We start from the raw sequence: 19296 nt of genomic DNA, 5'->3' as shown, positions 1-19296 counted from the left end.
CCTCAATTATCTGAGGAACTGAAAGAGGTATTTCTAGATATAGGTAGGAAATTACCTGAAATTTGGTATAAACCAGTTCTGTCACATCAACAACAAAAATCTTTTCTCCGTTGCATAATTGACAAGGTAGTAGCGCACCGAATTAAACGTGATTGCTTACAAATACGTATTGTATGGCATGGTGGAGAAACTACCACTTTTCAGATTCCTATTTCAGTGAATTCTTTTCGTGAATTAACCAACGCAACAGAAATGGAACAACTTATAGTAAAGCTAAGCAAAGATGACAAAACAGATATAGAAATTGCTCAGTACCTGGAAAAACAAGGATATCGCTCTCCCAAGAAGAACACTGTTTTAAAAAGTACAGTAGAAAGGATTCGATTAAAAAATAATATTTCTCAAAAAAAGTATCATCCACTTCCCATCGAAGTACCTGGCTACCTTACTATTTCGCAAGTTGCAAAAATCCTTAAAGTTTCTAGGCATTGGCTTTATGATAGAATTAATAACGGTAAAATTAAAATACAAAAAGATACTAGTAAAGCTAATTGCAAATATTTATTTGAGGATAAATCAGAAACTATTAGAATGTTAATAGATTTTAAAAATGGTAAACTCAACATCATAAATTTTTTATAGGAGCATCAATATGAACGATCAGTAAAAGTCGCTATAGCATAACATGCTGGCAGAGTAATTACAAGTTGGTGAGGCACAGAACGACTCTACCGGTATGCGCTTTCTTAGCATGTAAAGGTTAGTATATCAAAAAGAAATATGCAAGAGAATATTAAGCGATTATTGGAGGATTGTTTTAAGCATCTAGGAGTGGAAGCCATATATTGTAATCGAAATAAGGAGGGTATTCGTAGAATAAAAGTGCTAATAAAACGTCCTGAGACTACGTACTCTCTAGGTGCAGATGGAGCATTAACTCAGCAAATTGCTGTAGAAATACGTGATCAGGACGTTACTTCCTTTAGCATAGGTGATTATATCAAGATTGAAAAAAGGTTCTACAAGATTTTTGAACCACCGTTGAAAGATTCTTCAGGTAAAATATTAAAAATTGAGGCAATAGAAAGTGTTTGATATAAAAACTAGTAACAATATTAATGAAATAATCTCCAATGTTGAAAGAAAAGAGCAGAAAATAAAACTGGCAGCTATAAAAGCGTTAAACAAAACGGCACTATGGCTAAAATTGAAGACAGCAAAAGAAATTAGTGAGGAAAAGAAGATAAAATTAAGTTTGATAAGAAAGAGATTAAGAATTTTTAAAGCAAAAACAAGCAGATTAGAAGTGTTAATTAGAGCAAATCTCTACGACATTAGAGCATCGACAATTGGTAAAATACAAAAAACAAGAAGAGGATCGAAAGTAGGAAAGCATGAGTTTATAGGAGGATTTGCAGCAGTTATGCCAAAAGGAAATAGCGGTATTTTTAAGCGTGAAGGAAGAACAGCCCTGCCAATAAAGGAAATTAAGTTGCCACTAGAACCTGAGGCTTCAAGGATAATAGGAAATCTTGTTAATTATGAGGTTGAGGAAGTATTTACAAAATTTTTTGAACGTGAATTGAGCTATAAAGGATGAATTTGAAAGATTTACATCAAGCAATTTGCAGCACACTGAAGGAAGAAATACCGGCTATACAGACATGTGAAATTTATCCAGCAATAAGAAAAGAATTAGTAGCGCCAGCGGTGTTTGTAGAACTAGTAAGTTTAGAACCAGGTAAAGATGCAGGTACTGAAGAATTAGCATTGAAAGCCAGGTTTGAAGCACGAATTGTAGTTGATAGCACAATAGAAAATGCACCTATTATTGTCAGATCATTAGCAGCAGAAGTAGCAAGGGTAGTAAATAAAAATACTTGGAACGTGGAAAATGTTTCACCAGGAGAATTTATCTCTTCAGAAATTGACGGATTTAGGCCAGAGCTCGATGCATATTTAGTATGGATGGTGGATTGGGTGCACGAGTTGCATGCGGGTAAATCAGTATGGTCAACTGGCATAATGCCACATGTTATTGAGATAGGTGAAGTTTATGTTAGACCATAGTTTTGCAATTTCAGAGCTGAATAGGAAGCTAGCAAACGTTAGTAAGAGTTAAAATAGGAGAATTTTTAACAGATTATTTACCATGGATAACGAGCAAAGCAGGAAAAGATAGAGATTGGTCTCCTCCAGATATTGATGAGCAAGTAGTTATACTTTCCCCGCTGGGAGAATTATCTTTAGGAGTAGTACTTCCTGGAATATATCAACAAAAGTACTCTGCACCAGAAAATAAAAAAGAGGTGAGTAGCTTAACATTTCAAGATGGAACAAAGTTGTCATACGATAAAGATAAACATCATTTAGAGATTGAAGTAGTAGATAAAATAACACTGAAAGCTGGGGAATCGAGTATAGAAATGACAAAAAGTGGAATAAAACTGAAAGGAAGTAGAATAGATTTAAATTGACATGAGAAGAGCTATAGTTTGTACAGGTGATAATTGTAATGGAGTACCTATTCATGTTTGCGTAAGCGGGAGTAAAGATGTGCGTATTAATGGTAGATCTGTCTGTCGTAGAAGTGATACATTAACTATGGGAGAGACACTAACACAAGGATCAAACAGCGTATTTGTAAATGGTATTGGTGTAGCGAGAACAGGTGATGTGGCGTCCTGTAGTTTTCAAGTAGTAAGTAAAAATCAAAGTGTGTTTTCAAAATAAAAAAAATTAAAGTAGTCGAAAAATGAGAGGAATGGATGCTAAAACAGGGAAAGAATTAGAAGGAATAGAACATCTGAAACAATCAATAATTGATATATTAACCACTCCTATTAACAGTAGAATCATGAGAAGGGATTATGGGTCTAGGCTATTTGAATTAGTGGATAAACCAATCAGTAGAGATTTAACTTTGGAAATCTATGCAGCAACAGCAGAAGCACTGGGGAAATTTGAGAAGAGATTTAAGTTAGAAAAAGTAAAGATTGCTGAAGCTAAAGAAGGAAAAATGACTCTTGTACTTGAAGGTATGTATCTTTCAGAAGGCAAATTCATAGGTATTAGTGGAATAGTTGTTTAGAAATGCAGACATCTAATATTATTGAAAAACTAAGCTATGAGGAAATATTTTCAAGAATGAAGGAAGAGTTAGTCCGTAGAGATGAAACCTTTTCAGCGTTAGTAGAATCCGATCCAGCGATAAAGATTCTGGAGGTAGCAGCCTGGCGAGAACTTTTGCTCAGACAAAGGATGAACGAAGCAGTAAAGAGTAATTTACTGAAATTTGCAAGGGGAGAAGATCTTGATAATTTGGCTGAATTTTATGGAGTAGAGAGAGAAAAAGAAGAAGAGGATGAAAGATTTAGAAAGAGGGTAAAAGCAAAAATAGCAGGTTGGTCAACAGGAGGAAGTAAGGAATATTATAAATATCATGCACTGTCAGCAGATAGTAGAGTAAAAGATGCACTAGTAGAATCACCTATACCAGGAAAAGTACAAATTTCAATCTTATCAACACAATTATCCACAACTGGCATGGTGTCAGAAGAGCTACTAGAAATTGTAAAAAAGCAGGTTACTAGAGATGATATAAGGGTTTTAACAGATACGATAACAGTAATTGGTTGCAATATTACGGAAATAGATATTCACAGCAGAATGAGCATAAGTCCTGTAATATCGAAGGAGGAAATCAAGAAGCAGTTTATTGAGAAGTTTGAAGCAAATAGAAGGCTGGGATGGAATGTTACAAGATCATGGATAATAGCCAATTTATTTGTAGATGGTGTAGAAAACGTAGAATTAATCGAGCCAAAAGAGGATGTTGTAGTATTGGGGAATGAGTGTGCAGTGCTTGGCCATGTCAAGTTAGATAGGATTTAAAACGTATTTTTTTGTTTTGTGCCAGTGAGGGGATTGCGTGCAATAAGTGGTTTACTGGATCCAATGTTAGGAAGAAGAAAGTATTGATTTTCTTCCAGAAGTTGTAACTTGTTTTTTAAAGTATGGATAATATGGTCAAATTAACCCTCTGACATTAACATCTATTATGGAAAGTGTTTTCGATATTAAGAACATCTTTATTTTTCTGCAACGATCTCTTGGTTACTCATAAGCTACCTAAATAAAGGAAATTAAAGCAACTTGAAAGAAAAGACAAATGAAAAATTTATTACCGCCAAACGCAACAAAGCAAGAGCAAGCACTGGTTGATGCAATAGATTATAAGGTTGATCCAAGCTGTATCAAAGGATTTAAGTTTAATCTTAAAGAAGAAACATTGCCTTGGATAATAGAAGAATATGGTTTAGAAGAGATACTACGTTGGGTAAAAGATAGAAGAAAAGCCGTAATAGAAGGAGTAAAATTTCAAAGACTGAGAGGAACACCAGCATCACTCAAAATAGCACTAAAATGGGCAAATATAGAAGATATTAAAATTATCGAAGAACCACCTGGTAAACATTTTTTCGAGTTGCAAATAGGAATAAGAGATGTTCCAAATAACTTTTTTGTAGATGCAGTAGTAGAACTTGCAAAACTATCACTACCAGCAAGATCAAGGCTAATGAGGATTTTTAACGATTATTACAACGTTGATAGGTTTATATTAGATGAAAGTTTATTTGGAAGTTTGTTATCAGACTACTCTGGTATAAAAGTTGAAAAAAATGGGCCAGTGTTATCGTTTGGAAGAATAAATTTTTTCAGTTCTAGAGGTCCGTTAGTAGAGATTGTAGACAACTATTTAAGAGAGCATTATGAACAAACATTTAGTAATGACATATATCGATTAGATGTAGCAGTACTTGGAGAAACAGAGGCTCATACAAAGGATTACAAAGGCATTTATGAAAGAAGTCATCAGTGGTACAACTTAAAAGCACTATATCCTCTATCACAGAGCTTATTACCAGAAATAAAGTTTGCCAAAGCACAGATTGTACTGTCAGATAGCTGGAAATTAGGAGAAATAAATGGGTGCTTTCCAGTAAGTAGCGTAGAAGAAAAAGGAAATAAATTTGTATTGGGAAACGATAAACTATCTGAGCAACATTGGAATTTAAAACACAAGCCAATTTTAGAAAGATTCAGCATTATCCATCGTTACAAAGTAGAAAATTATACAGATCAGAAGGTCAGAAAATATATTTTAGCAGAACACAACGTTTACTATAAAAATGACTCAGATTCAGAGCAAAAAGACTCAATACACGAATTAGAAAAGCACATTTTAGTATTTTACCCGGGAGTACTGAAGTGGCATGAACATCGACATTTGCACAGAAGTTGGAAAGATAGTCGAATAATATCTCTAATAAGTTAAGTACTTATATTTAGATACTCATATATTATATTAATAATAGGTAAAAATGTATGAAATAAAAAGAAAAAGACTTGCTTTCTCATGCTAAAAAGGACATGACTTGAATAGCAGCAGGTAAATATAAGAAATTTGTCTGGCGCTAGAAAAGCTAATTTTGTGAGGTAAGTATGAAGTTTAGCGAAGAAAAGAGAGAATCTTTTAGTAAGTTTTTTAAAGAAGTATCAAGTAACGGGTTTAAAAACATTAATAAAAGAAATGAAGAAGGAGAGACGATCTTGCACCAAGCAGTAGAAATCTCTGATTACAAAACAGTGAGGTTATTAATAAAAAAAGGGGCAGAGGTAAATGCAAGAGATAAAAATGGTTATACATCACTACACTGTGCAGTATTTGCGAAAAGCTTAGAAAATGTAAAAGTGCTGCTAAGGGAAGGAGCAGAAGTAAATGCCACTCAATATGTCAGTGGATGTACGCCACTCCACTCTGCGTGCAAAATAGGAGGAGCAGGAGTTGAAATAATAAAAGAGCTGGTAAAGGCTGGAGCTGAAGTTAATCAACTGAATAAGTACGGCGCAACGCCAATGTATTACATCTGGGAAAGTGAAAAGTATCGTCTATGTGATAGCAAAGAGAGTGAAAAGGCAAGTAAATTTTTGAGAGAAAAAGGTGGAGTAACAAAAAGTAGAGAACTGACCTGCTATGGAATAGAGAGGATAGTGGGAGAAATAGCAGACATGTTGAATGGGAGTTATTTACCAGAGTTAAAAATAATAGAGATAGAAGAAATAAGGAAGAGAGACAAATCGTTAATAAAGGAAGAATGTAAAAATTTAGCAAGCAAGATAATGAGCCAAGTGAACGAAATGATAGATGAGGTAGCGAAAAGGAAGGTTTAAAAGAGGGATTTAAATTTAAAGAAAAGGTGAGGTGGATTATGTTAAAGCTTGGCAAATTTAATAAATCAGCAAAAGAATTATTAGAGAACTCATATGAAAATATTTATGAAAGAGACGAGAATGAAAGAACAGTTCTGCATTATGCAGTAGACGCAAAAACAGTGAGGTTATTAGTTGAAAAAGGAGTGAATGTGAATGCAGCAGATGCAAGAGGATATACAGCACTGCATCTAGCAGTAACAGAGAAACGCCTAGAAACCGTGAGAGAATTGATAAAGTCAGGAGGGAATGTAAATGCGGAAGAATATGGAAATAAATGCACGCCGCTGCACCTTGCATGTATGGTAGGTGAAAAAGAAATAGTGGAGGAGCTAGTGAAAGCTGGAGGAGAAATAGAGCAAGCAGATAAATTTGGAATGACAGCAATGGATTATGCAAAAAATAGTGAAGAAATAGCCGAGGTATTAAAGAAAGAAACAGACAGAATTGAAAAGTTATTTATGAGAGGATAGAAAATATGGAGGAAGAAACAGAAAAGAAAGTAATGAATTTAGAGAGAAAACCTTTGGATGAGCTGAGAAAAACGTGGAAGAAGGTATTTGGGGAAGAGGCACCTAAACATTCAAAGAAATATCTGATACCGAGATTAGCTTATAGAATGCAGGAAAAAGCATATGGAGAAATGTCAAGAAAGGGGACAAAAAGACTAGAGTATCTGGCAGAGCGGCTAGAGAAGGGAAAAAGAATAAGTAGTGACAAATTACCAGTAGCAGGAACAGAGTTGATACTAGAGAGAGGAGAAGAGACGCATGCGGTAATGGTAACAGATAAGGGTTTAATCTACAAAGAAGAGTTTTATACATCATTGTCAGGAGTAGCAGGAAAAATAATGGGAATGAGTTACAACGGACCTTTATTATTTGGAATGCGTGATAAAAGTGGAAATTGAGGAGAGAGAATGCTAAAAGAGGTAAGATGTGCGATATATACTAGGAAGTCAAATGAAGATGGTCTAGAGCAAAAGTTTAATAGCCTTGATGCGCAGCGAGTAGCATGTGAAAAGTACATAAAGAGCAAAGAAGGCTGGGTAGCATTGGCCAAAAGGTACGATGATGGAGGTTTCTCAGGAAAGAATTTAGAAAGACCAGCAATAAAGGAATTGTTTAAAGATGTAAAAAAAGGAGAGGTAGATTGTGTAGTAGTGTACACACTAGACAGACTATCAAGAGAAACAAAAGATAGCATCGAAGTAACATCATTTTTTAGAAGGCACCGAGTAAATTTTGTAGCAGTAACGCAGATATTTGATAATAATACGCCAATGGGAAAATTTGTACAAACGGTATTGTCAGGAGCAGCACAACTAGAAAGAGAAATGATCGTAGAAAGGGTAAAAAATAAAATAGCAACATCAAAGGAGCAGGGATTGTGGATGGGGGGAACTTTGCCGCTTGGATATGATGTAAAAGATAAAGAATTAATAATAAATGAAAAAGAAGCGAAAATAGTAGGGCACATATTTGAAAGATATTTGGAGCTAAAATCAATGGCAGAACTGGCAAGGGAGTTAAATAGTCAAGGATACCGGACAAAATCAGATATCTTTAAAAAAGCGACGGTAAGGAGAATAATAACAAATCCAATATATATGGGAAAAATACGGCATTATGAGAAAGAGTATGAAGGAAAACATGAAGCAATAATAGAAGAGGAAAGGTGGAAAAAAGCACAAGAATTAATAAAGAATCAGCCATATAGAAAAGCAAAATATGAGGAAGCGCTACTTAAGGGAATAATTAAGTGCAAGAGCTGTGAAGTAAACATGACGCTGACCTATGCAAAAAAGGAAAATAAAAGGTACCGATATTATATATGTAATAATCGTTTAGGAGGAAAAGGGTGTGCATCAATGAGTCGAAATATAGTAGCAGGAGAAGTAGAAAAAGAAGTGATGAAGAAAGCTGAACAGCTATATGAAAAATGGGGAAAAAAAGCGGAAGAGTGGAGGAATTTAAGCTTTGGAAAGCAGAAAGAAGTAGTGAAGAAATTAATAAAGGGAGTGATGGTAAAAGAAGATGAAATAGAAGTGTGTTTAGAGAATAAGGTGGAATTTATAGCAATAAAGAAGAAGGGAAATAAATGCACAGTAATTGAGCCAGAAGGTAAAACAAACAATGCGTTACTCAAAGCAGTGGTAAGAGCCCATTCCTGGAAACGGCAACTAGAAGAGGGAAAGTATAGAAGTGTTAAAGAGCTGAGTGCCAAAATTAATATAGGTACAAGACGTATACAGCAAATTTTAAGGTTAAATTATTTAGCACCAAAGATTAAAGAAGACATAGTAAATGGGAGACATCCAAGGGGTTTGAAATTAGCTGATTTAAGAGAAATACCGATGCTGTGGAGTGAGCAATTGAAGAAATTTTATGGATTAGCGTCGTAACGTTTATAAAAACAACAATATGAAAAAACATCGAAAAAAGTATGTGCCAGAAAATTAAAAAAGGTTATTGCAAAAGAAGCTGCTACAAAGAGCCATGCCAAAAGATATTGAGATTGATATAGAAAAGTAAGTCAATGTTACAGAATCAATTATGCGAAAAATATCAATATAAATGATGAATGTTTTAACATATCGGATGCAACAGTGATAGAAAATGTATCCAATTTTAGCTGCATATTTTAATAGTAGATTTAGAGGAAAATTCTTTAAACATCAAAAAAGGCAATACTCTAAACTTCAGCACACAACTCCAGGAAGTATAGCTCTTTTCATAATAGTCCGAAAAGCTTATAGAAAAGCGGAATCAACAGCATGACGAAAAGATGTGAATAGAGGGATGTTTTTCGTAGCTCTGTTTTTTATAGCAAACCAATGATGCTCAATTTTGTTAAAATCAGGAGAATAAGGCGGTAAATATAAAATTTCTGCGCCAACTCCTTTGGCAAATTCAGTAATCTTATTAGACTTATGAAAAGTAGCATTATCAAGGATAACAGTTTGTCCAGGTTTCAAAATCGGTGTCAGAAACTGCTCAAACCATTTATTAAAGATATCCATATTACAGTGGCCTTCAAATGTTAACGGAACAACTATTTTTCTGCCGTTTAAGGCTGCAATCATACTGATTCGTTGAATTTTTTTACCAGATTTTAGAGCATAAAACCGCTGTCCCTTCTTGCAATATCCATAACTCGGTGTTATCAATGCCAGACTCATCTATATACACTAAGTTTTGAGGTTCTTTTGTTGCTATAATTTTCAAAAATTCAGCGCGTTTTTCTTCGTTTCTTTCTTTGTATCCATATGTCTTTTTTTGCGTCAATTTTTTTAAGAGCTCGATGAATCGTTGGGATACTAACATTGCTCCAAAGCTTAGCCATTTCCGATAGAGTTTTTCCACCATATTTTTTAGCAAATTCAGTAAATTTATTCCAGTCAGTAATTTTGTGATTATAACCTCCATTTCCAAGTTTTTTTGACTGAAAATCTCCTGTTTCTTTTCTTCTTTGCTGCCACTCCCATAACGTAGTTCTTCCAATTTTAAATCTTGCTGCCACTGTTTCTCTGCTTTCTCCTTCTTCTAGTGCTTCCATTGCTTTTTTTCTTAAATCATAACTATATGTTGCTGGCATACTTACCTTCACCTTCACTACTATAAAACCTTATTTTACCTCGTTTGGACTATTATGAAAAGAGCTATAAATGGGAGACAGCCAAGAGATTTGAAATTAGTTGATTTGAGAGAAATACCGATGCTGTGGAGTGAGCAAGTGGAGAAATTTTATGGATTAGCAACCTAATTGAACAATTAATAAGTTGTTAATATAACTAATTTATAAAATTAAATATTGTAGAGCAAGGAAAGTAATGCCAAAGTTTAAAAAGATTAAGAACGCAAAAAATGTAATCTATGAGCTGGCAGGTGATCAGGATAATTTTACCAATGAAGATAAAAAAAAGCTTTTCAAGCTGTTAAAGAAGATAGAAAACGGTGAAAATATTAGTGGAAAATTTAATAAATCTAATTACAACACGCAGAAACTTCTTACAAAAAAAATAATTTACAAGGGTGAGAAAAAGGAAGGGACTGTGACGCTACTGTGCCACTCTGTGTTCTATAAAAATAATCAAGCTTTTGAGGAGCTTTTACAAGAAGCAATAAATCAAGGAATCTTACAGGATGTTCTCAGTGAGGAATTGACCCAAAAATTGCTAAATGGTCTAACAATAACTTACACAGCACTGGTATCCTGCATATTAGAGGAAGATAGTAAAGCTATTAGAGCAGTTCTAGAAGCTTCTAAAAAGAATGGTATTTTAAAAGAAATTCTCAACCAAAAAGTGAAAGTAAAGAAAGCAGAAGGTAAAGAGATAAGCCATACACTACTTGACTATGCTAATAAACACAATTGCAAAGAAAGTGCACTGATTCTGAAGGAGTTTGAGGAAATTATGAATATAGAAGTTGAAGCTGCAAGTAGTAATGTTGAAACTAGATGTGAGGGTATCAATAAAGACTGTAGAAATCTTGAAATACACAAACCTATGTTTTCAAATAGTGGAGAAACCCAAAATATTTCAACAGGAAGCAAAGATCCTAAGCTCACATGTGAAACCAGTGTAAAAGAGGAAAACAAAGACGAAGAAAATTCTTTAAATTTTATTACTGATGAGCAAGAAGAAATCGTTAATATATTTGAGAAAGATGCAGAAAATAACACTGAGTGGCACAGAGAAAATCGTCATACAAATCAACCCATCTGTAAAATCAATAAGAAAGACCAAAATACTTTTACGCAAACTAATATGCAAGAGCCAAATAGGTCATTTCAAGCTGAACCATATTTTCATATTAGATCTAGCATTACCAAAGATAAAAAATCATCAAATCAACCCATTTTAGCTGGAGTTATTGGTGCAGTGTTATTAGTAAGTGGTATTGTGTTTTATATTATGGAAATACATATACTAGGGATAGTTATTGGAATTGCTGGGTTAGCTTGTGTAAGTTTTGCATTGTGCAGTAATTTAGAACCTAATACCAGGCTTGAAAAAGTAGAGCGTCCTACTATCCATTCTTCAAACCCAAATTATGGATTAGATTTGAGGTAAGTTATTGAAAATCTTGATTTTTAGCTAAGTATGATCGAATTTAAAAAGTGCCCATTAATTTTTCTATCTTAAATTTCGTAATTATAAGTTATCGATCTCTTTTTAATTATTAATACATAATTTAGGTTTCAGAAGTTATAACCTTTCTTATAATAGTCCGAATGCGATAAGACATATGTTGATGGCTATATATAGCCAGTAGCGCATGATGATCTGTTGGGACTATTGTAAAAAGTTCTATAACTACTATTTTTGAGTTTGACCATACTTAGTTAAAAAAGTCAAAATTTTCAATAATTTATCTGAAATCTAATCCAGAATTCGAATTTTATGAGAGCAATACTTCTACGTTTGTATAGCAATCACAATCCTCGTTTAAAGAGTAAGATTGGTCAATTAATGTAGCCATTTTCCTACCTTTTCCACTACTTGTTAATTCATATATATCAGCTGAATAGTGACATGGACAATTTGAATTAGCAGTCCCTTCTGTGATAAAAAACGATGGCTTATGATTAAGCAACTTGCAAAAATTTGGTTTATATTCCTTTCTCATACAGTTTAAACTTATATACTTATATTCATCTGAAACGTTTGAGTATTGTGGATCATACTTTTTATGTTCAAAAAACTCATTACCTAAGAAATTACAAAATGTTAATTGATAATCATCATTACTACTGGACTGAACAACTTTAAGGTAATGAAAATCTCTAGGAATTTCTACCTCTTTTTCTTTTGTAGTATAGTTATGTATGAGAAACTCATTGTTAAACATATGATAGACAATTTTCGGTAAAGTAGATATACACTCACCATTTTCTACTTCATACATATCATACTCCGATAACTTCTCTTCTTGCTGAAAAGTCAAACTCTGTCCGGCCTTAATTGAACTTTCTGTTGTTTCTAATATACTACACTCCTTAGTCTTAGTTAAGTTTTTTATTATTGTTGATACCTCACTGATTTCTAATATATCATGTTCATTTTTTGTGTATTGATACTTATAGCAACTACCATCTTCACATACTGGAAGACATTTTCCTTCTTCATCTGATATATAGATATAATCACCTTCTATTGTAAAATAAAGTCCACTTTTTTCTTCTTTAATCTTTTCTAGTACTGGGTCATTTTCATCGTTAAAATTGATAAAATTGAGTACTCCAGTTATATCTCTACCAGACAATTTGAGGCCAAAGTCAGGACTATCTTTTATGTTGTAAAGCGAAATCAAGATAGGTTTTGATTCAAGCTTTTCTATAATATAGTTTCTATTTGTACTTATTATAGCTTCTTGTTCTACAATAAGATCCTCTTTAATAGAGTTTCCACTTTCATCAGATCTTTCTGCTTGCAGGGGTAAGTTTCCTTCATATAAAGATATTTTATCTCCCTGCTTCCTTAACTTTAAACCATTAATATTCTCTACTTTAATTGGACCAATATGTGAATGGATAACCTTACTATTTTTGTTTAATATATAATATTCAGCAGGAAGTTTAATCAATTTTTTATAGAGCGGATTTTTATCCTCTATTTTAAATATATGTTTTTCCATGATATTACCTTAAATAACCAACAACTTGCTGATTAATGGCACTTAGGCTACTAGGAGGAGAGACATAACTCATAAAACTCCTTGGCTGCTCATTATCTGCCACTATTTTTTCAGTATTAACGAAAGCTCTTTGCTGCTCATTTAATCTTTTTTCCATATGATCTTTGAAAGTAGCCAAACATTTACTAGTTTGTTTGTAATCAGGTAATGATTTTCTCGCAGCTACACATAAGAACTTCAACAACTCGTTATGATTTTCATCATTAAGTAATGACTTATTGATAATGGTTGACTGCAGTTCCACTGGATCAAAATTTAGACTTTTCTTTGAAATGCCACATTTCACAGCTGTTGCTCCTAATACTTCTTCAAATTTTGTTACAATATCTGCTGCATCTATTATTTTTGCCACTTCCTGTATTTCATTTTTTATTTTATATTCATCCTGTCCTGCCGCAGGGTAAAAGAAATTTATTACTTGAGATATAAATGAAGTTGGTCTGCTTGCTCCGCTTGTCACTGGTGAGTTTATCATTTCCCTCTTATTTCTTTTCTCTATAACACAACTTTTATCATCAGGCTGTATTACACAGAACATCTTTTGTGTTTGACTATAAAAAGTTTGAGTATTAGATTCTGAGACAGATGCATCACTTGCAGATTTTTTGCTAGCATTGCAGAAAACTTCAGCTTTCTTTGTGAAGTTTTCTGTTTTATTGTGTAGTTCTATAATGTTATTATTAGCATTTTTAGCTTCTTTAGCAAAACTTTCTGAAGCATTTTTGGCTACCTCTGCTGCATCTTTAGCATTCAGAGTTTCATTCTTTACTTTTTTTATCTCATACAAAAACTTATCAGCTAATGCAGCACCTATTCCATCTTCTCCCTTGGGGCCTGGTATTCCCGTTAGACCAGTATCTCCTTTACTACCCTTAAGACCAGATCTACCAACCTGACCTTTAGGTCCTTGCAAACCTATCTCTCCCTTAGGTCCTGGCAACCCATCTGATCCTTTTGGACCTTGCAATCCATTCGCACCTGGATCTCCTTTCTCACCTTTAGAACCTATCTCTCCTTTCTCACCCCTATCACCTCTTATTCCCATAGCTCCGTCTAATCCTTTAGGACCTATATCTCCTTTTCCCCCTTTTGGACCTTGGACTTCTCCTGGATTTTTCCTTAGTTCTTCTGAAATGCTTTGTGTTAGCTCGGTATTATTTGCAAGTTTTTCTACTAATGTATGATTAGCACCACGTAGTAACACATCTGCTAGCTCTTCCATTCTGTTATCAGCTAATGCAATAGCTATTCCTGTTTGAATATCTTGATTACTAATGATTCTTCCTGCAACTTGCTTCTCTAATACTAAATCTCCGCCTTGGTCAAGGTATTCAAGCACCTGATTAGCAATAGTTCCATTATTAATTAATTTTTGTGCAACTTCTTCAGGACTTGTATCTCTACCTTTATCACCTTTAGAGCCAGTATCTCCTTTGAAACCAATATTTCCTTGATCACCTTTAAGACCAGGTACACCTGGAGCTCCAATATCTCCTTTAGGACCTAAGTCTCCTTTCGAACCTGGCAACCCATCTGATCCTTTAGGACCAATATCTCCTCTCTCACCTTTTAGACCTTTAGAACCAGGCTCACCTTTCCAACCCCTTGGCCCCTTCGTTCCACTTTCACCTTGCACACCTTTATCACCCTTTAGTCCAGGTGTGCCTGGTATTCCAGTATCTCCTTTCGTTTGTCCAGGATTTTTTCTCAACTCTTCCGCTACTCCTTTTTGTAAGGCCAGATCATTAACTAAGATCTTTTTACCTTGATTATCTTTTGCTTCTAGTACTGCTCTTCCTAGTTCACCTACTTTTTTAGTGTCAAGGAACTGATGAACAATATTTTCAATTATTGTTTTTGTTGCGCTTGCATTGCCTTTTAATTGAGCATAATCAAGCAAGGACTGAATTAATTTTTCCTCGTTTATTTCTTTCTTCACCATTTCTAGAGCTTTTATTTGCTCATTTAAATCACTATGAATCAGAAGATACTTAGCAAGTCCCCAATTACTTACCTTATCTTTTACAAGAGTTTGAGCTTCTTTCTCGCTCATACTACTTCTACGAACAAGTAGTTCAGCAAGCTTTTCTGCAAAATTTTCATATTTATTGAAGGCCATAGAGTCTGGATTATTTTTCTTTGTGGCATCACTTGTTACCTTACTCACAGTATCTTTTACAATGTTTTTTGCTTCCTCTAAAGAAAGTTTATTTACTACTCCTTCAGTAAATTTTACTGCATCAATTTTATTCACAAATTCCTGCGAGTGGATATTAATCTTATCGGCAATCTGAGTTGCAAGATTTTTACCTATGATACCCTTTGTATTAAGAACTGCTTCCACTAACTCAGCTTTTTTACTAGTAACTAATTCAGTTGCAATTTCTTGAGCATTTGGGGTATCCCCCTTATCTCCTTTTTGCCCAGGAGTTCCCGGTTTACCAGGAATACCATCAAGACCTGGAGAACCAATAGGTCCGGGCTCACCTATTTCACCTGGGTGACCCATTATTCCACGTTCACCCTTCAGACCTGGAAGACCTCGCATACCACTTTCACCTGGCTCACCTTTTAAACCGGGTACTAATGCTATTCTATTATTTAAACTTTTAACTATTGTTTCTAATTCTTCAATTCTTTGTTCTAATTTTTTATTATTCACAGCAACCTCCAGATCATGTAAATAGTAGTAATAAGCGTATAAATATTGATTCTGCTGGTCAAACTCCTCCTCATCATCATCATAATCTGTATAAGCATATTCTTCTTGCTCAAAGCTCTCAGGTGTCAGAGCATAAAATCTCTCACATTTACCATACTTACTTAACATGCATCCTACATAATTGTCATTATTCAATCTTTTTATTCTAAAACGAGGATTAGTCTTTTTAAGACTAAGATTCGCACCAAATTGATCTATAGTATCGATAGAAACATTTCCAGAGAATAGCTCTAATTTTTTATTACTAAAGCTAGTAGCAATATTATTCAATATCCCAATCTTATTACCACGTATACCATATATTTCAGCACTTTTATAAGTACTTGATAGCACTTCTTCTGGTCCCCTTAAAAAATTCTTTCCAACGCCTATTCTAAGTCTCTTATCAGGCAGCTTTTCAAGCTCTTTTAAGACAAAATCTATGTCTTGATTACTCATTATATCTTTTGGATCTACTAGAACCCTACTATTTATTAGCGGTACAAAATTGACTGAACACTCTCCATCATAAGAGAGAATATAATCCTGACCTTGATATTTTATGAAATTGCTAGGTATAGAATTAAAAGTAGCTATTTTGACAATATTTGTATCATTATAGTAAACATAATAATAATATTGATCTTCATTATTAACTAGAACCAACTTATAATCACTTTCTACTTTTTCTAGCTTTAAGTATAGCTCTTGTTGATAAAAATTAGTTAGTATACTGTTCGTAGGGTTCATCTTGAAATTAGAGATGATAAAATGGTGATGTTTATCAAAGATATATGACGTATAAGGTAAATTAATCTTTTCTTCATCATTTATTTTGACAGTTACAAGCTTATTTTTACCATCACAAAAAGCACCTCCCGGCTCTAAATTAAAACGCATCTTCATCCCCCTTATTTTTATATCTACAATGTACAGCAACTATCATAATCCCCTACCATAAGCTCTTGCATTTACTTTTAGTAGCTGATTTCTATTAACTTCTTCTAAAAAGCTAGATGGATTTTCCATTGTACAATCTGACTGTCTAATAGTCTTACCTAACTCTTTAAAAGCACTACTATTTCTTTCGAAATACTCATTTTCTATAGCTGTCAAAACACTTTTCCCACCTAACAGACAACTCTGCCCTAAACTTGATTTATTCTCTAACTTGTTAAATCTTACTTCATCGACAAGCCTCACTTCTATTTTATTACTATCTTTCTCACTAGGACATAGATGAATACTGATCTCTCCTACTTCAGTGGTAAAAGACATTTCAATGATATCTCCCGAGAACTCTGTATAATTTCTCCTTCCTTCTATGTTTTCAACTCTAATTATACTTTTTCCAACTTGAACTATACCAATATTTAGATTTAAATCTTTAGCTTTTTGATTATTGAATATCTTTGCAACTTCAATAGTACTATTTTGTGGGTAATCTATACAAAAATATCCATTATCTATTTCTAGTTCAAAGTCATGTTTATCAATTTGCTCACTTTTACTTATAATACTTTCAAGTGCTAACTCCTTCAGCTTTGAAAGGTTTGCTTTTCGCTGACCTAAGGTATCTTTATCTGAACAAATTACGTTTACTACATCTCCATGCTCTTCATCGCTAAATCTGTTTAAAGATGCACCTTCTGATATTATCTGAAATATTTTTTTCTTGTGTAAAAACTCATAAATTCGAGTAGTGTCAGCAGATAAATATAGCTTTGGGAATGTGTCAGCTATACGATCTATCAAGGACATATCAGATTTATATGGAAAAGTGAACATTATTCCTTGTTTCAGTGCTTCGTTTATAACTTTATCAAGTTCTTTTTCGCACTCCTCATAATCTTCTTCTCTACCAGAGTAACCTAAAATGTCCAGATAATCATGGATCTTATTTATTTTTTGCCAAATACTTTCATACTTTTCTTCTTCTCTTGTATTCAGTTTTACTTTCGCTAAAGAAAAAGAATCTTTTTGACGAATTAAAACAAAAGTCTCTTTTTCTTTATGAATTATGGTTTCATCATAGAATAGTTGACTGTAGCGCCTACCAAAACTTTCATCATAATCAGGGCAAGGACTAACATTGTCACTTTCACTATCCGTTTCGTTCCATACTTCAATTGGGAAATCATTATTTTCAAGGTTTTCATCTTCACTTGTTCGACAATTTTCTGTTTTTCCATATAGCCAGGTTGATTTCTGGTCATCGCTACTTTCATCGTCAGCTTCATTCCATACTCCAATCTCGAAATCAGTATTTTCAAGGTTTTTATCTTCACTTGTTCGATAATTTTCTGCTTCTCTATCTGGTAAGGTTGATTCTTGGTCATTATTATCAATAATATGTTTAATTTTCACTTCAGGTACAAACTGAAGCTTTGCTATTTCTTTTCTTACGTTTTCTTTGTTTATTTCATCTGCAAGGGAGACTTCATTACTGATATAGAAATTTTTCTGTTTTAAACTCTCGTTTTCCTTATGCAGGCTACTGAATTCTGCAAATATCTCTTTAGACTCTGATAAGTAAATACACAATTGATCTCTTATATCATTAAGTTCCTTCTTTTTTTCTAGTATCTGATTTTCATAATTACCTTTCAAATCCTCTATACTGTTTATCAGCACTGTACTTTCTTTTTTTACTCTGTTTAACTCAGCTTCAGTCAAATCCAGTTTTTGCTGTAACTCTTCATTTATTTTGTCTGTTAACTGAATTTCATTCTTTGCCTCTTTTAATTGGTTATTTAAGTTCTTAATTACATCACTTTTGTTCTGAGTTTCTAATAATAATATTTCTACTTTCTGTTTTAGCTGTTCGATGTCTTGATCATTTTCAGTTAAACTTCTTGTACTTTTTTGTAATTTAACTTCAAGCTTTTTAATTTTCCCTTCTAGGGTTTGCATTTCTCTGGTAAGTTCACTTACTTCTTCGTAATACTCTTCTACTCTTTTCTTATAGTGTTTTTGTAACTCTACATTTTTTTTAAGATCAAAATTTTCTTGTTGTAGATTTTCTATTTTACTTTTCAAACTATCTATTGCCTGATTTTCTTCATTGATAATCTCAAATACCTCTTCAGGAAAATGTGCAAATTCACAAGATGAAATGCCTTCAAGGCCGTTACTACCAAATAAATTATATTGTACTACCTGCTTCGAACTAAACATACCTATACCCCCTACTAAAATAAACAAGTAATATATTGTATGCGCTATATATCATAAATACAATCGGTTTGAATATAATCTATTTACTAATTCGTATTGTGAATTTTTATAGAATAGATTTAGGTGTAAAATATTATGATACCATTAAAGTAGATGGATAAAGCACAGTCTTTTTGAGAGGATAAATTTAATGAAAAGACCATACTAATTAGTGTTATAAGGAATTGAATTATTTACTTCCTCCAAAAAACATAAAAAGATCGTATATTTGTGAGAACAATTTAAGCAAAAGCTGCGTTATGAAAATAGAAGTTTGAAATTTTTTCAACAAAGCCAAGTAAATTGGTTCGTATGTAAATATGGCTGAAGTAGGCTAATATAGCTGCTTTTACTATATAATAAATTGATATAAAGAAAAGTTCGCACGGATCTAGCGGTAGACCA

16 protein-coding genes and 3 pseudogenes are annotated in these 19296 nt (G+C 33.4%); 15 read left to right on the top strand and 4 right to left on the bottom strand.

Translation table 11 applies throughout. The features are described from left to right. The 13 genes and pseudogenes from BVG17_RS06690 to BVG17_RS06630 all read left to right on the top strand — a co-directional run. Nucleotides 1-642: helix-turn-helix domain-containing protein (locus BVG17_RS06690; protein ID WP_158621803.1), on the top strand; the 642-nt coding region annotated here is incomplete at its 5' end. 138 nt (nt 643-780) lie between these two features. Beyond that, on the top strand, nt 781-1095 hold the full coding sequence (locus BVG17_RS06685; RefSeq protein WP_143688715.1) for a head-tail joining protein: 315 nt from the start codon (nt 781-783) through the stop codon (nt 1093-1095). Beyond that, nucleotides 1088-1600 (top strand): phage tail protein, encoded by a 513-nt coding sequence (locus BVG17_RS06680; protein ID WP_143688714.1) that lies wholly within the window; start codon nt 1088-1090, stop codon nt 1598-1600. The genes BVG17_RS06685 and BVG17_RS06680 overlap by 8 nt, the downstream gene beginning before the upstream one ends. Next, nucleotides 1597-2070 (top strand): hypothetical protein, encoded by a 474-nt coding sequence (locus BVG17_RS06675; protein WP_143688713.1) that lies wholly within the window; start codon nt 1597-1599, stop codon nt 2068-2070. The genes BVG17_RS06680 and BVG17_RS06675 overlap by 4 nt, the downstream gene beginning before the upstream one ends. After that, nucleotides 2057-2477 (top strand): annotated as a pseudogene (locus BVG17_RS06670) (phage baseplate assembly protein V). The gene BVG17_RS06675 and the pseudogene BVG17_RS06670 overlap by 14 nt, the downstream one beginning before the upstream one ends. A gap of 1 nt (nt 2478) precedes the next feature. Next, on the top strand, nt 2479-2733 hold the full coding sequence (locus tag BVG17_RS06665; protein WP_143688712.1) for a PAAR domain-containing protein: 255 nt from the start codon (nt 2479-2481) through the stop codon (nt 2731-2733). 22 nt (nt 2734-2755) lie between these two features. Next, nucleotides 2756-3091: a GPW/gp25 family protein gene (locus tag BVG17_RS06660; protein WP_143688711.1), complete on the top strand. Its 336-nt coding sequence runs from the start codon at nt 2756-2758 to the stop codon at nt 3089-3091. Nucleotides 3092-3093: 2 nt separating this feature from the next. Further along, the gene (locus BVG17_RS06655; protein ID WP_143688710.1) at nt 3094-3894 is read left to right on the top strand and encodes a baseplate assembly protein; all 801 of its coding nucleotides are present in this window, start codon (nt 3094-3096) and stop codon (nt 3892-3894) included. Nucleotides 3895-4171: 277 nt separating this feature from the next. Further along, nucleotides 4172-5338 carry a phage tail protein gene (locus BVG17_RS06650; protein ID WP_143688709.1) on the top strand — a complete coding sequence of 389 codons (1167 nt, stop codon included), beginning with the start codon at nt 4172-4174 and terminating at the stop codon, nt 5336-5338. Between the two features lie 167 nt (nt 5339-5505). Further along, entirely contained in the window at nt 5506-6234 is a 729-nt protein-coding gene (locus BVG17_RS06645; protein WP_143688708.1) for an ankyrin repeat domain-containing protein, read from the top strand. A 38-nt stretch (nt 6235-6272) separates the two neighbouring features. Continuing rightward, a complete protein-coding gene (locus BVG17_RS06640; RefSeq protein ID WP_143688707.1) occupies nt 6273-6746 on the top strand; it encodes an ankyrin repeat domain-containing protein in 474 nt (157 codons plus the stop codon). Between the two features lie 5 nt (nt 6747-6751). Next, entirely contained in the window at nt 6752-7183 is a 432-nt protein-coding gene (locus tag BVG17_RS06635) for a DUF2924 domain-containing protein (protein WP_143688706.1), read from the top strand. 9 nt (nt 7184-7192) lie between these two features. Further along, nucleotides 7193-8677: a recombinase family protein gene (locus BVG17_RS06630; RefSeq protein ID WP_143688883.1), complete on the top strand. Its 1485-nt coding sequence runs from the start codon at nt 7193-7195 to the stop codon at nt 8675-8677. Between the two features lie 348 nt (nt 8678-9025). On the opposite strand, the pseudogene BVG17_RS06625 reads toward BVG17_RS06630, so the two are convergent. Next, a pseudogene (locus tag BVG17_RS06625) lies at nt 9026-9870 on the bottom strand (IS630 family transposase). Nucleotides 9871-9936: 66 nt separating this feature from the next. On the opposite strand from BVG17_RS06625, the pseudogene BVG17_RS10390 reads away from it, so the two are divergent. Beyond that, nucleotides 9937-10038 (top strand): annotated as a pseudogene (locus BVG17_RS10390) (zinc ribbon domain-containing protein); the annotation flags it as partial. A gap of 67 nt (nt 10039-10105) precedes the next feature. Next, a complete protein-coding gene (locus BVG17_RS06615) occupies nt 10106-11350 on the top strand; it encodes a WD_0033/WD_0034 family tandem repeat-containing protein (RefSeq protein ID WP_084241020.1) in 1245 nt (414 codons plus the stop codon). 328 nt (nt 11351-11678) lie between these two features. Here the strand turns inward: BVG17_RS06615 and BVG17_RS06610 are convergent, their stop codons facing one another. The 3 genes from BVG17_RS06610 to BVG17_RS06600 are packed head-to-tail and all read right to left on the bottom strand — an operon-like array spanning nt 11679 to nt 18852. Then, a complete protein-coding gene (locus BVG17_RS06610; RefSeq protein WP_241654190.1) occupies nt 11679-12914 on the bottom strand; it encodes a hypothetical protein in 1236 nt (411 codons plus the stop codon). Nucleotides 12915-12918: 4 nt separating this feature from the next. Next, nucleotides 12919-16575 carry a collagen-like protein gene (locus tag BVG17_RS06605; RefSeq protein WP_177429433.1) on the bottom strand — a complete coding sequence of 1219 codons (3657 nt, stop codon included), beginning with the start codon at nt 16573-16575 and terminating at the stop codon, nt 12919-12921. Nucleotides 16576-16617: 42 nt separating this feature from the next. Then, nucleotides 16618-18852: a coiled-coil domain-containing protein gene (locus tag BVG17_RS06600; RefSeq protein ID WP_063631186.1), complete on the bottom strand. Its 2235-nt coding sequence runs from the start codon at nt 18850-18852 to the stop codon at nt 16618-16620. Between the last annotated feature and the right edge of the window lie 444 nt (nt 18853-19296).

It is taken from the genome of Wolbachia endosymbiont of Laodelphax striatellus, assembly GCF_007115015.1.
In the GTDB taxonomy this organism is placed as follows: Bacteria; Pseudomonadota; Alphaproteobacteria; order Rickettsiales; family Anaplasmataceae; genus Wolbachia.
This window is presented reverse-complemented; position numbering and strand designations above follow the sequence as displayed.